This is a genomic window from Pseudohaliea sp., assembly GCF_040217025.1.
Classification (GTDB): Bacteria; Pseudomonadota; Gammaproteobacteria; order Pseudomonadales; family Halieaceae; genus Pseudohaliea.
In genome coordinates this window covers 628,643-641,362 of the sequence record NZ_JAVJOA010000008.1, presented here as the reverse complement: position 1 = coordinate 641,362, position 12,720 = coordinate 628,643, and the positions used below count along the sequence as shown (strand labels likewise).

13 protein-coding genes and 1 tRNA gene are annotated in these 12,720 nt (G+C 68.7%); all 14 read left to right on the top strand.

The genetic code is table 11. From position 1 onward, the window contains the following. Positions 1–19: 19 nt before the first annotated feature. Entirely contained in the window at positions 20–970 is a 951-nt protein-coding gene (gene fabD / locus RKE50_RS07125; RefSeq protein WP_350035484.1) for an ACP S-malonyltransferase, read from the top strand. Positions 971–993: 23 nt separating this feature from the next. Then, on the top strand, positions 994–1,737 hold the full coding sequence (gene fabG / locus RKE50_RS07120; protein ID WP_350035483.1) for a 3-oxoacyl-ACP reductase FabG: 744 nt from the start codon (positions 994–996) through the stop codon (positions 1,735–1,737). A 130-nt stretch (positions 1,738–1,867) separates the two neighbouring features. After that, positions 1,868–2,104, top strand: a complete 237-nt coding sequence (gene acpP, locus RKE50_RS07115; RefSeq protein WP_035513564.1) for an acyl carrier protein — start codon at positions 1,868–1,870, stop codon at positions 2,102–2,104. A gap of 174 nt (positions 2,105–2,278) precedes the next feature. After that, a complete protein-coding gene (gene fabF / locus RKE50_RS07110) occupies positions 2,279–3,520 on the top strand; it encodes a beta-ketoacyl-ACP synthase II (RefSeq protein ID WP_350035482.1) in 1,242 nt (413 codons plus the stop codon). A 7-nt stretch (positions 3,521–3,527) separates the two neighbouring features. Continuing rightward, positions 3,528–4,367 (top strand): aminodeoxychorismate lyase, encoded by an 840-nt coding sequence (pabC, locus tag RKE50_RS07105; RefSeq protein WP_350035481.1) that lies wholly within the window; start codon positions 3,528–3,530, stop codon positions 4,365–4,367. Further along, complete coding sequence (gene mltG, locus RKE50_RS07100; protein ID WP_350035479.1) at positions 4,349–5,380, top strand: endolytic transglycosylase MltG; 1,032 nt, start codon at positions 4,349–4,351, stop codon at positions 5,378–5,380. Before pabC ends, mltG begins: the two co-directional genes overlap by 19 nt. Continuing rightward, positions 5,381–6,028, top strand: coding sequence for a dTMP kinase (tmk, locus tag RKE50_RS07095; protein WP_350035477.1), 648 nt, complete (start codon positions 5,381–5,383; stop codon positions 6,026–6,028). It abuts the gene before it with no gap. After that, on the top strand, positions 6,025–7,041 hold the full coding sequence (gene holB / locus RKE50_RS07090; protein WP_350035476.1) for a DNA polymerase III subunit delta': 1,017 nt from the start codon (positions 6,025–6,027) through the stop codon (positions 7,039–7,041). The genes tmk and holB overlap by 4 nt, the downstream gene beginning before the upstream one ends. After that, entirely contained in the window at positions 7,038–7,388 is a 351-nt protein-coding gene (locus tag RKE50_RS07085) for a PilZ domain-containing protein (protein WP_350035475.1), read from the top strand. The genes holB and RKE50_RS07085 overlap by 4 nt, the downstream gene beginning before the upstream one ends. A gap of 284 nt (positions 7,389–7,672) precedes the next feature. Then, on the top strand, positions 7,673–8,737 hold the full coding sequence (locus RKE50_RS07080) for a beta-N-acetylglucosaminidase domain-containing protein (RefSeq protein ID WP_350035473.1): 1,065 nt from the start codon (positions 7,673–7,675) through the stop codon (positions 8,735–8,737). A 231-nt stretch (positions 8,738–8,968) separates the two neighbouring features. Next, positions 8,969–9,055: transfer RNA gene (locus RKE50_RS07075), tRNA-Leu, on the top strand. A gap of 77 nt (positions 9,056–9,132) precedes the next feature. Continuing rightward, positions 9,133–10,461 carry a trigger factor gene (gene tig / locus RKE50_RS07070; protein WP_350035471.1) on the top strand — a complete coding sequence of 443 codons (1,329 nt, stop codon included), beginning with the start codon at positions 9,133–9,135 and terminating at the stop codon, positions 10,459–10,461. An 81-nt stretch (positions 10,462–10,542) separates the two neighbouring features. Continuing rightward, positions 10,543–11,190 (top strand): ATP-dependent Clp endopeptidase proteolytic subunit ClpP, encoded by a 648-nt coding sequence (clpP, locus tag RKE50_RS07065; protein WP_350035470.1) that lies wholly within the window; start codon positions 10,543–10,545, stop codon positions 11,188–11,190. 151 nt (positions 11,191–11,341) lie between these two features. Further along, a complete protein-coding gene (gene clpX / locus RKE50_RS07060) occupies positions 11,342–12,634 on the top strand; it encodes an ATP-dependent Clp protease ATP-binding subunit ClpX (RefSeq protein ID WP_350035469.1) in 1,293 nt (430 codons plus the stop codon). Positions 12,635–12,720 lie beyond the last annotated feature (86 nt).

Here is a 12,720-nt window from a genome sequence, read left to right as displayed (position 1 = left end):
CAGTGCCAGGAGCGCACCGATGACCGACAGCAGCCTCGCGTTCGTCTTTCCCGGCCAGGGATCGCAGCGGACAGGGATGCTACAGGACGCACACGCCCGCTTTGCCTGTGTGCGCGAGACTTTCCAGCAGGCTTGCGACGCCCTGGGCCATGACCTCTGGGCGCTCGTCAGCGGCGACGACCAGGAAGCGCTGAACCTCACCGAGACGACCCAGCCCGTGCTGCTGACCAGCAGCGTGGCGCTCTGGCGTGCCTGGCAAGCCGTCGACGGGCCCACGCCGGCGATGATGGCCGGCCACAGCCTCGGCGAGTTCTCTGCGCTCACCTGTGCCGGCAGTTTTGCCTTCGACGACGCCGTCCGCCTGGTGCGCCTGCGCGGCGAGGCCATGCAAAGCGCGGTGCCGGTGGGCGAGGGCGCGATGGCGGCCGTGCTCGGCGTGGAGGACGCCGACATCGAGCGTGTTTGCGGCGAGGTGACGGCGGCGGGCAGCGGCATCGTCGAAGCCGTCAACTACAACGCGCCCGGCCAGGTCGTGATCGCCGGCGAGCGCACCGCCCTCGACAGCGCGGTCGCGGCCCTGAAGGAAGCCGGGGCCCGCCGCGTCGTGCCGCTGCCGGTGAGCGCCCCGTTCCATACGACCCTCATGACGCCGGCGGGCGACCGCCTGCGCGACGCCCTGGCGGAACTGCCCCTGCAGCCCCCGGCCATTCCGGTCGTGCACAACGTCAACGCAGAAACGGCGAGCGACCCCGCGGTGATCCGTGCGCTGCTGGTCAAGCAGATCTCCAGCCCCGTGCGCTGGACCGACTGCGTTCGCGCGATCGCGGCCAGTGGTGTCAACCGCGTGGCCGAGTGCGGCCCCGGCAAGGTGCTCGGCGGCCTCAACCGCCGCATCGACCGCAGTCTCGAGAGCTGGTACCTGGAGGCGCCCGCCGACCTAGAGGCACTGCACGCGGCCCTGGCGGCCTGACGGGGAAACAGAGGGAGAGCAGCATGAGCGAACAGTCAACGGAAGCCCGCATCGCCCTGGTGACCGGCGCCAGCCGCGGCATCGGCCGCGCCATCGCCCACGCCCTGGCCGATGCCGGTCATCGCGTGATCGGCACGGCGACCAGCGAGAACGGTGCCGCGCGTATCGACGAGGACCTGGGCGACCGCGGTGCCGGGCGCGTGCTCGACGTCGCCGACGCAGCATCGGTGGACGGCCTGGTCAAGGCGGTCACCGAGGAGTTCGGTGCGCCGCTGATCCTGGTCAACAATGCGGGCATCACGCGTGACAACCTGCTCATGCGCATGAAGCCCGATGAATGGGACGACGTTATTGATACCAACCTCGGCGCTCTCTACCGCGTGAGCAAGGCCTGTGCCCGCGCCATGACCCGCGCCCGCTGGGGGCGCATCGTGAATATCACGTCCGTCGTGGGCGCGATGGGCAACGCGGGCCAGAGCAACTACGCCGCCAGCAAGGCCGGCGCGGGCGGTTTTACCCGGGCGCTTGCCCGGGAACTCGGCGGCCGAAATATCACCGTGAACTGCGTCGCCCCGGGGTTCATCGACACGGACATGACCCGGGAGCTCAATGAAGACCAGCGCGCGGCGATGCTGGCGCAGATTCCCCTCGGCCGCCTTGGCGCGCCGCAGGAGATTGCCGCGCTGGTCGCCTTCCTGTGCTCGGAGCAGGCCGCCTACGTTACCGGTGAAACCGTGCATATCAACGGCGGTATGTACATGGCGTAGCGGCCGGACGGCACGGGCGGGCGGCCCGGAAAAGTCCTATTACTGCCCTGGAAAAACTTGTAAACTTCGTCCCCTGAGAGGGCGTCTCAATCGGGTACACCCCTTACAGCAGCAGGAGACAACAACAGTCATGAGCAGCATCGAAGAACGAGTAAAGAAGATCGTCGCCGAGCAACTCGGCGTGAAAGAGGAAGAAGTGAACACCGAGGCGTCCTTCGTTGAGGACCTCGGCGCCGACTCCCTCGACACGGTCGAACTGGTGATGGCACTCGAGGAGGAATTCGAAACGGAAATCCCCGACGAGGAAGCCGAGAAGATCACCACGGTCAAGCTGGCCATCGACTACATCAACGAACACCTCGCCTGATTGTTGTAACAGCCCGACCCGAGGCCGCCTCTATTGCGCGATAGGGCGGCTTTTTTTATGGCGCTCTGCATGAAGGCCGGTTTCACGGCGGTTGAGACAGGTCAGGGTTGAAAAGGTCGGGGCGGAACATGACGATCAGGCAACGCGAAACGCTGGACCGGGAGAGCTGAAGCCTTGAAGGGCAGAAGAGTCGTCGTCACGGGCATGGGCGCGGTGACCTCCGTAGGGCACACCGTCGCGGCGAGCTGGGAATCGCTCCTGGCCGGCCGCAGAGGTGCGGCGCCGATCACGGCCTTCGACGTGTCCGACTACAGCACCCGCTTCGCCGCCAGCGTGCGCGACTTCGACGTCTCGCCCTACCTGAGCAGCAAGGAAGCCCGCAAGCTCGATACCTTCGTGCAGTACGGTGTCGCCGCGGGCATCCAGGCGATGGAAGACGCCGGCCTGGAAGTATCGGCGGCCAACGCCGGCCGCGTGGGCTGTGCCATCGGCTCCGGTATCGGCGGTATCGGCCAGATCGAGAAGAACACGGAAGTCGTGCGCACGGCCGGGCCTCGGCGCATCTCCCCGTTCTTCGTGCCCGGTTCCATCATCAACATGATCGGCGGCATCCTCTCCGTGCGCTATGGCATGCAGGGCCCCAACCTCGCGCTGGTCACCGCGTGCACGACGGGCACGCACAACATCGGCCTGGGTGGCCGTCTGATCGCCCAGGGCGACGCCGATGCCATGCTCGTGGGCGGCGCCGAGATGGCGACGACCCCGGTGGGCCTCGGCGGCTTTGCCGCCGCACGCGCCCTGTCCACGCGCAACGACGACCCGGAGGCCGCGTCGCGCCCCTGGGACCGCGACCGGGACGGCTTCGTCCTCGGCGATGGTGCCGGCGTGCTGCTGCTCGAGGAGTACGAGGGCGCCCGGGCCCGCGGCGCGAACATCTACGCCGAGCTCACCGGCTTCGGCATGAGTGGCGACGCCTACCACATGACCCTGCCGCCGGAAGACGGTCACGGCGCGGCGCTGGCCATGCGCAACGCGATCACCGACGCCGGGCTCCCCGCGGAGGCCATCGACTATATCAATGCCCATGGCACTTCCACGAAGGCCGGTGATCTCGCCGAGAGCCGGGCCATCGAGGACGTCATCGGTGCCGCGGCGTCGAAGGTGGCGGTGAGTTCCACCAAGTCGATGATCGGGCACCTGCTGGGGGCGGCCGGCGCAGTCGAGGCGATCATCTCGATTCTCGCGCTGCGCGACCAGGTTGCGCCGCCCACCATCAACCTCGACAACGTCGACGAGGGCTGCAACCTCGACTACGTGCCGCACACGGCGCGGGAGCGGTCGATCCGCCACGTGCTCAGCAACTCCTTCGGCTTTGGCGGGACGAACGGCTCCCTCGTCTTCAGCCAGCTCGCCTGAGCGCCCGGTGGCGCCCGGCCTGTTCATCGATGGCCGTGCGGCGGCGTCCCTGCCCCTTCCTGACCGCGGCTTCGCCTACGGTGATGGCCTGTTCGAGACGCTGCTGGTGCGCGGCAGGCAGCCGGCCTGGCTGGCGCTGCACGCCGACCGCCTGAGCGCGGGTCTGGCGCGACTGGGCATTCCTGAACCGCCCTGGCGCGACCACCTCGCGGCCAGCCTCGCGGCTTTCAATGCGCCGGCGGAACGCTGGCTGACCCTGCGCCTCACGGTCACCCGCGGCGACGGCCCGCGCGGCTACGCGCCGCCGACGGCCCCCGTGCCGCGCACCGTCATCGAGCTTGCGGAGGCACCGCTGGACCCGCTCGCCGCGCCCGCGCCGCTCAACACCGCGCTTGCCAGGCTGCACTGGGCGCGCCAGCCGGCCCTGGCGGGCCTCAAGCACCTGAACCGGCTGGAGCAGGTGCTCGCCGCGCGGGAGTGCCGCGAGCGCGGGCTCGATGAGCTGCTCGTCTGCGATACGGCGGGGTGTCTCGTCGCCGCGACCCGCGGCAACCTGTTCCTGCTCCGCGGCGACGTCCTCGCCACGCCGGACCTCGCGGCCTGCGGGATAGCGGGCACGCGCCGGCGGCTGCTCCTCGATACGCTCGCGCCGGCCCTGGGCCTTGCGGGCGAAGTAACGACCCTCGAGCCCGCTGCAGTCGAGTCGGCGGACGCGCTGTTCTGCTGCAACAGCCTGCGCGGTATCGTAGCGATCGGGCGCCATGAACAGCGGCAGTGGAGGGCACACCCCGTGATCGAGCGGTTACAGGCGACCTACCGGGAGGCCCTGTGCGCAAGCCTTGGCTAGCCCTCGGGCTCCTGGCGCTGTGCCTGGGCGTCGCGCTCGGCACGCTCTGGGTGCTCGACCGCTGGCAGCAGCCGGCAACGCTGCAGGCCGGCGGCTACACGCTGACCGTTGGCGCGGGCGAATCCCTCGCGGGCCTGAGCCGCCGCCTGGAAGCCGACGGCATCATCGACAACGCCCTGCTCCTCGACCTGTACGGCCGCTATACGGGCCTCGATGGACGGATCCACCGCGGCGAGTACCGCCTGTCCGGTGCGCCGACGGCGGCGGAGATTCTCGACCAGCTCGTAAAGGGCGCCGTGATCGAGTACCAGGTCACGCTCCCGGAGGGCATCACCCTGGCGCAGGCGCTCGAAATCCTTGCGCGGGAGGAGGCGCTGGAACGTGTCCTCGAAGGCCCCGGCGACCCGCGCCTGCTCGCCCTGGCACCGGGGCGGCTGTCCGCCGAGGGCCTGTTCCTCCCGGAGACCTACCGCTATCGCCGCGGGGAGAGCGACTGGGCGCTGCTCCAGCGCGCCCACGCGGCGCTGGAGACAGCCCTGGCCGAGGCCTGGGCGGAACGCGACCCGGCCGTGCCGCTCGCCGATCCCTACGAGGCTCTGGTGCTCGCGTCGATCGTCGAGCGGGAGACGGGCGTGCCCGCGGAGCGCGGCCGCATTGCCGGTGTCTTCGTGCGCCGCCTGCAGCGCGGCATGCGCCTGCAGACCGACCCGACGGTGATCTATGGCCTCGGGGCGGCGTTTGATGGCAACCTGCGCCGTGAGCACCTCAAAGATGACAGCAATCCCTGGAACACCTACCGCCATGACGGCCTGCCGCCCACGCCTATCGCGCTGCCCGGGCTCGCTGCCCTGCGCGCCGCGCTGCAGCCCGCCGAGGGCACGGCACTCTATTTCGTCGCCCGCGGTGACGGCAGCCACGTCTTCAGTGACACGCTGGAGGCGCACCAGCGCGCGGTGCGCGAGTACCAGCTCAAGCGCCGGGCCGACTACCGCTCGACGCCGGGGCCCGGCTAGGTGACCGGGCGCGGCCTGTTCCTGACCCTGGAAGGGGGCGAGGGCGTGGGCAAGTCCACGGCCCTGGACCACGTGGCCGGGCGCCTGCGCGAGGCCGGCGTGCCGCTGGTGACCACGCGGGAACCCGGCGGCAGCGCGCTCGCCGAGGACATCCGCGAGGTACTCCTGGCGGTGCGCGATGAACCGGTGGACGACCTCGCCGAGCTGCTGCTGATCTTCGCAGCCCGGGCACAGCACCTGGCCCGGCGCATCCGGCCGGCGCTTGAGGCCGGGCAGTGGGTGCTCTGTGATCGCTTCACGGACGCGACCTACGCCTACCAGTCCGGTGGCCGCGAGCTCCCGGCGCGCTGGGTCCAGCAATTGGAGACCCTCGTCCAGGGTGAGCTGCGTCCGGACTGCACGCTGCTCCTCGATGCGCCGGTAACGCTCGGCATCGAGCGCGCCCGCGGCCGCGGCGACCTGGATCGCTTCGAGCGGGAGCAGGTGGCCTTCTTCGAGCGGGTGCGCGCCACCTACCTGCGCCTCGCCCGGGAGAGCAGCGGCCGCTACCGCGTGATCGATGCCAGCCAGGACCTCGGCGCGGTGCAGGCTCAGCTCGACGTCATCTGTGATGAACTCCTGGCCTGCCGCGAAGGAGGGCGCCCGTGACCGACACGCCGGATGCCCTGCCGCCGGTGACGCCGCCGCTGCCCTGGCAGCACGCGGCGTGGGAGCGGCTCCTGGCCAGCCACGACGGCGGCAGCCTGCCCCATGCGCTGCTTCTCGCCGGCCTGCCCGGCACGGGCGGCGAGCGCTTCGCCCTGGCGCTTGCCCGCTACCTGCTCTGTGCGGCGCCGGCGCAGGGGATGAACTGCGGCGAGTGCAAGGCCTGCCGGCTGACGGCAGTCGGTGCGCACGGCGATTTCCTTGCCCTGGAACCCACGGGCAAGGGGCAGGTTATCTCGGTCGGGCAGGTGCGCGAGGCCATCGCCTTCGGGTCGCAGACGCCGGGGCTCGGGCGCTGCAAGGTACTGCTCATCGCGCCCGCCGAGCGCATGAATGCGGCGGCGGCGAACGCGTTGCTGAAGACGCTCGAGGAGCCGCCCGCGAACACCTACCTGCTGCTGGTCACCGGCGCCGAGAGCCGCCTGCCGGCGACGGTGCGCTCGCGCTGCCAGGTACTGCGCTTCCCGGTCCCCGCGGCAGAGGACTGCCTGCCCTGGCTCGCCGAGGGGAGCGACGTCGAGCTGGCCCGGCAGGCACTCTCGCTCGCCGCCGGACGGCCGCTGCGCGCCGCGCAGCTCCTGCGCGAGGGCGAGGTCGAGGCGGCCATGAAGCGGCGCGCCGCGGTCGAGGCACTGCTCGCCGGGCGCGCGCCCGCGCCGGCTGTCGATGCCGCCCTGGCAGAGCTGCCGCTGGAGGCCTTTCTCGAGCTCCTGGCCCGCGGCCTGCAGGACGCGGTGCGCGCGCTGGCAGCGGATGCCCTGCGCGGACCCCGGGGTCACGCGCTGCTCGCCAGCCTCGACGAGGTGCATGGCGCCGCCCGCGCCGTGGCGGCGGGCGCCAACCCGCAACCGGAGCTGGCGCGGGCGACGCTGCTCGGCGGCCTCGAGGCGCGCTTGGGGGAGCGGGCTGCCGGTGCTAAACTGCGCTCCGTATTCTCGCCGGTGACGCGCTTGTGAGCGACGACCACAGCAGCCGCCAGGGCATTCTCTCCCTGACTATCAAGGACAAGGCAGTCCTCTACTCGGCCTACATGCCGTTCGTCAAGAACGGCGGGCTGTTCGTGCCGACGAACAAGTCCTACGAGCTGGGGGACGAGGTCTTCATGCTGCTCACGCTCATGGAGGAGCCGGAGAAGATACCCATCGCCGGACGCGTAATCTGGGTGACGCCCCGGGGCGCGCAGGGCAACCGCACGGCGGGTATTGGCGTGCAGTTCTCCGAGCAGGACACCGGCGCGAATGCGAAGATCGAGGAGTACCTGGCGGGGCTTCTCACCTCCGAAAAACCGACCCACACCATGTAGAAATCAGTTGAGATGGCGCTTTAGAAAAAGCAGCCAAGCTCTTGAATTTAAGAAATATATAGATAAAAAAATGGGCTCCGTAAAGGAGCCCAGGAAGACCATTAGGAGTGAAACATAAAGGAATTTCTTCCTTCAAAGAGCAATTGGGTTTGCTCCTGCGACCACACATTCCTGCGAGGAAATGGGACCACAGAACAAGTATCGCTCAAACGTGACAATTTTCCATGCCCCTTTGGGGGAATATTTAGTTCATTTTGTTATAACTACAGAGCCTGCCAATCCCCATGCCTGCTAACGCCGTACCTGCGCGCCTGACCGGGGCCATCGAGGGATTCTATGGCCGTCCCTGGTCGGCGGCGGAGCGGCTGCAGTTCGTCACCGATCTCGCCGAGCTCGGCCTCGACGCCTATCTCTACGCGCCGAAGGCGGACGCGCACCTGCGTCGGGGCTGGGCGGAACCGTGGCCGGCGGCGGAGGCCGCGTCGCTGGCGCAGCTCTCGAGGCACTGCCAGGCTGTGGGCCTGGCCTTCGGCCTCGGCCTGTCGCCGTTCCGGCTCTACGCGGACTACGGCCGCGCTGCGCGCCGCGCCCTGCAGGCGCGAATCCACCAGCTCGACGACCTGGGGGCCGCGTTCCTGGCCGTGCTTTTCGATGACATGCCGGGAGACACCGCGGAGCTCGCAGCCCGGCAGGCCGAGATCGTGGCGGACGTGGCGGCCTGGAGCGGGGCGGAGCGCCTGCTGGTCTGCCCGACCTATTACAGCGACGACCCGGTCCTCGATCGCGTCTTCGGCCAGCGCCCGGCCGGTTACCGCGAGGCCCTGGGGGCCGCGCTGCCGCCGCGCGCGGGCATTTTCTGGACCGGCCGCACAGTCTGCGCGCCTTCGATCAGCGGGGGCGACGTCGTCGACGCCGCGGCCGCCTTCGGCCGCCCGGTGACGCTCTGGGACAACTGGCCGGTCAACGACGGCGCGAAGCGTTCCCTGCACCTCTACCTTCGGCCGCCCCCGGACCGGGGAGGGGCCCTCGACGGCGCCTGCGCCGGCCACCTCTGCAACGCCATGAACCAGCCCGTCCTGTCGCTGCCGGCGCTGGCCGGCCTCGCCGAGCTGCACGGCCGCCTGCCCAGCGCGGCGGACTGGCTGGCTGAGCGCCTGGGCCCCGCTGTCGCCGGGGCGCTGTCCGAGGACGCCGCCTTCCTGGAGCAGCGGCCCCGGGACGCCCTCGAGCGGCACGAGGAGGCGCGGCTGCGCGAACGCTACGCTGCACTCGGCGGTGCCGCGGCGCGGGAACTGCTGGCCTGGCTGGATGGTGCCTGGTCCTTCGACCCGGACTGCCTCACGGACTGAGCCGTTACCTGACAGCCGTTTCACGGCAGCCCTTTCACGACACGCTGTAAAGGGCACCAGGGGCCAGTTGAACGGGTAGGGGGCTTGTGGCAGAATCTCGCGCCTTGAAGCGAGCCCGCCAGCCAGCCAATACGACCGAAATCCGCTTGATTTTCATGGACTTGGGTCCAGATGAGGACGCGATTGCCGTTGTGCCTGGCGGGCGCTGGGCGTGTACAGACACGAGTTCAGGCGGAAGTGGCGGAACTGGTAGACGCGCTGGATTTAGGTTCCAGTGCCTTAAACGGCGTGAGAGTTCGAGTCTCTCCTTCCGCACCAGGTGCAAGCGGCCCGCGGGCCGGAGTATGACAGCGTGCGGCGCCGGGCGCCGCCGGCAATCACTGTGAGGACAGACCATGCAGGTTTCCATTGAAACGACTTCCGGCCTAGAGCGGCGGCTGACGGTCGGTGTGCCCGCGGAGCGGGTTGACCAGGAAGTCGACAACCGGCTGCAGCAGGCCAAGAAGAACGTGCGGCTGCCGGGGTTCCGGCCCGGCAAGGTGCCGATGCGGGTCATGCGCCAGCGCTTCGGTGCCGGTGTCCGCCAGGAGGTGCTCGGCGAGGTCATGAGCCAGAGCTTCCAGGACGCGGTCATGCAGGAGAACCTGCGCCCGGCCGGCCAGCCCACCATCGAGCCGCGCAATCTCGAGGCCGGCAAGGACCTCGAGTACGTCGCGACCTTCGAAGTCTTTCCGGAAGTGGCCCTCAAGGACGTGAGCGGCTTCACCGTCGAGAAGCCCGCGGCGAGTGTTTCGGACGAGGACGTGGACAACATCATCGACGTGTTCCGCCGCCAGCAGGGCAGCTGGGAAGTCGTGGAGCGGGCCGCGCAGGAAGGCGACAAGGTCAACATCGACTTCACCGGCACCCGCGACGGCGAGCCCTTCGAGGGCGGCAGCGCCGAGGGCACGGAACTCGAGCTGGGGTCCGGCCGCATGATTCCGGGCTTCGAGGACGGTATCGTCGGCATGAGCGCGGGCGAGGAGAAGACCCTGGCCCTGACCTTCCCCGAGGACTACCAGGAAGAGAGCCTGCAGGGCGCTGCCGTCGAGTTCGCGGTCAGGATGAACAGCGTCAGCGAGCTGGAACTCGCCCCGCTGGACGAAAAGCTCTTCGCGGCCTATGGCGTCGAGGGGGACGACGAGGCGGCCTTCCGCGCGGAAGTGGCCGCGAACATGGAACGGGAATTGCGCAACGCGATCCAGGCGCGGGTCAAGCAGCAGGTCATGGATGCGCTGCTCGAGGCCCATGCCGACCTCGAGGTCCCGCAGGCCCTGGTCTCCCAGGAGGTCGACGGCATGCGCCGGCAGATGTTCCAGCAGTTCGGCGGCGCCAGCGCCGAGAACCTCGACCTCAAGTCCCTGCTGCCGGACGAGATGTTTGCCGAGCGCGCCGAGCGCCGGGTCAAGCTGGGCCTGCTCCTCGCGGAACTCATCAGCAGCCGCGAACTCAAAGCGGATCCGGAGAAGGTGCGCAGTGAAATCGAGGAACTGGCGTCCACCTACCAGGAGCCGGAAGAGGTCATCAACTGGTACTACGGGAACCAGGAGCAGCTCCAGGCCGTAGAATCCAAGGTGCTGGAGGACCAGGCGGTCGAGTCCCTGCTCGAGCAGGCCTCGGTCAGCGAAGCACCCTGCAGCTACCAGGAGGCGATCAGCCTCGGCCAGCAGGCGAACAACGCCTGAACCCGAACCCGCGTCCGCCACGGGGCGGACGCCAACCAGCGCCCGCTCTCGGGCGGGCGCCGTGCGAGAGGAAGTGAGCATATGGCCAACCAGCCCGGCGGATACGAACGGCACCCGGTACAGAATCTCGGCCTTGTGCCGATGGTGGTGGAGCAGACGTCCCGGGGCGAGCGCTCCTATGACATCTTTTCCCGGCTGCTCAAGGAGCGCGTCATCTTCGTCGTGGGCCCGATCGAGGACCACATGGCGAACCTCATCGTGGCGCAGCTCTTGTTCCTCGAGTCGGAAAACCCCGACAAGGACGTCCACCTTTACATCAATTCGCCCGGCGGCTCCGTGACCGCCGGCCTGTCGATCTACGACACCATGCAGTTCATCAAGCCGGACGTGAGCACCATGTGCGTCGGCCAGGCCGCGTCCATGGGTGCCTTCCTGCTCTGCGGCGGGGCGAAGAGCAAGCGTTTCATCCTGCCCAACGCCCGCACCATGATCCACCAGCCCAGCGGTGGCGCTCAGGGCCAGGCCACGGACATCGACATCCATGCCCGCGAGATCCTGATCATCCGCGAGCGCCTGAACCGCCTCATGGCGGAGCACACGGGCCAGCCGATCGAGGTGATCGAGCGCGATACGGAGCGGGACCGGTTCATGGACGCCGCCCAGAGCTGCGAGTACGGCCTGGTCGACACCGTCGTCAGCTCCCGCGGAAGCGCCCCCGCAGGGGTCTGATCGCCCGGGCCGCGGGGGCCGGCGACTTGCAAAGGCGCCGAAAAAACCTCACCCTTGGGCCATAGATAGTGGATGGTGGAAAGACGCGGCGCGAGCCGTGTTCAAGGCAGCCCGGTGCTGCCGGCAAGCAGGCTGATACACAGGCGGTTAGATGAGCAAGGAATCCTCCGGCAGCGGAGACGACAGCGGCAAGCTTCTGTACTGTTCCTTCTGCGGCAAGAGCCAGCACGAGGTGCGCAAGTTGATTGCGGGCCCCTCCGTGTTCATCTGCGACGAATGTGTGGACCTCTGCAACGACATCATCCGCGAGGAGGTCCAGGAAGCCGGTGGCGACGACAAGCAGGACCGGCTGCCGTCCCCGCGGGAAATCAACGACATACTCGACGAGTATGTGATCGGCCAGCAGCGCGCGAAGAAGGTGCTCTCGGTGGCCGTTTATAATCACTACAAGCGCCTGCGCTATGGCAGCAGCGGCCGCGGCGAGGACGTCGAGCTCAGCAAGAGCAACATCCTCCTGGTCGGCCCCACGGGCTCCGGCAAGACGCTGCTGGCCGAGACCCTGGCGCGGCTGCTTGATGTGCCCTTCACCATCGCCGATGCCACCACGCTCACGGAGGCGGGCTACGTCGGTGAGGACGTCGAGAACATCATCCAGAAGCTGCTGCAGAAGTGCGACTACGATGTCGAGAAGGCCCAGGTGGGCATCGTCTACATCGACGAGATCGACAAGATCTCCCGTAAGTCCGACAACCCCTCGATCACCCGCGACGTGTCCGGGGAGGGTGTCCAGCAGGCGCTGCTCAAGCTCATCGAGGGCACCGTGGCCTCCGTGCCGCCCCAGGGCGGCCGCAAGCACCCGCAGCAGGAGTTCCTGCAGGTCGATACCTCGAACATCCTGTTCATCTGCGGCGGCGCTTTCGCCGGCCTCGACAAGGTGATCCGCAACCGCTCCGAGAAGGGCGGCATCGGCTTCTCCGCCGAGGTCAAGAGCAAGGACGAGAACCGCAACGTCGGCGAGCTGCTGTTCGAGCTCGAGCCCGAGGACCTCGTGCAGTACGGGCTGATCCCCGAGTTCGTCGGTCGCCTCCCGGTGATAGCGACCCTCGAGGAACTGGACGTGGCGGCGCTGGTGAAGATCCTCACGGAGCCGAAGAACTCGCTGACCAAGCAGTATTCCAAGCTGTTCGAGATGGAGGGGGTCGAGGTCGACTTCCGCGAGGACGGCCTGCGCGCGGTCGCCGAGCGGGCCATGGAGCGCAAGACCGGCGCCCGTGGCCTGCGCTCCATCCTCGAGAGCGTGCTGCTCGATTCCATGTACAACATCCCGTCCCGGGACGACGTGGCCAAGGTCGTGATCGACGAGTCCGTCATCCGCGGCGACTCCGAGCCGCTGCTGGTCTACCAGAACAGCGAGCCCGCCCGCGCCGCGTCGCCGGACGACTGACGGTCTTCCGCCCGTTCCCGGGGCCGGGTCACCGGCATTCCGGCGACAGGTGCCGGGGCTTGTAAAGTCGCCCCCGCGCCCCAACA

Bases quoted from the DNA above. Each gene is read 5' to 3' on its own strand.
- fabD (WP_350035484.1), top strand. From the start codon at position 20: ATGACCGACAGCAGCCTCGCGTTCGTCTTTCCCGGCCAGGGATCGCAG.
- fabG (WP_350035483.1), top strand. From the start codon at position 994: ATGAGCGAACAGTCAACGGAAGCCCGCATCGCCCTGGTGACCGGCGCC.
- acpP (WP_035513564.1), top strand. From the start codon at position 1,868: ATGAGCAGCATCGAAGAACGAGTAAAGAAGATCGTCGCCGAGCAACTC.
- RKE50_RS07080 (WP_350035473.1), top strand. From the start codon at position 7,673: ATGCCTGCTAACGCCGTACCTGCGCGCCTGACCGGGGCCATCGAGGGA.
- tig (WP_350035471.1), top strand. From the start codon at position 9,133: ATGCAGGTTTCCATTGAAACGACTTCCGGCCTAGAGCGGCGGCTGACG.
- clpP (WP_350035470.1), top strand. From the start codon at position 10,543: ATGGCCAACCAGCCCGGCGGATACGAACGGCACCCGGTACAGAATCTC.
- clpX (WP_350035469.1), top strand. From the start codon at position 11,342: ATGAGCAAGGAATCCTCCGGCAGCGGAGACGACAGCGGCAAGCTTCTG.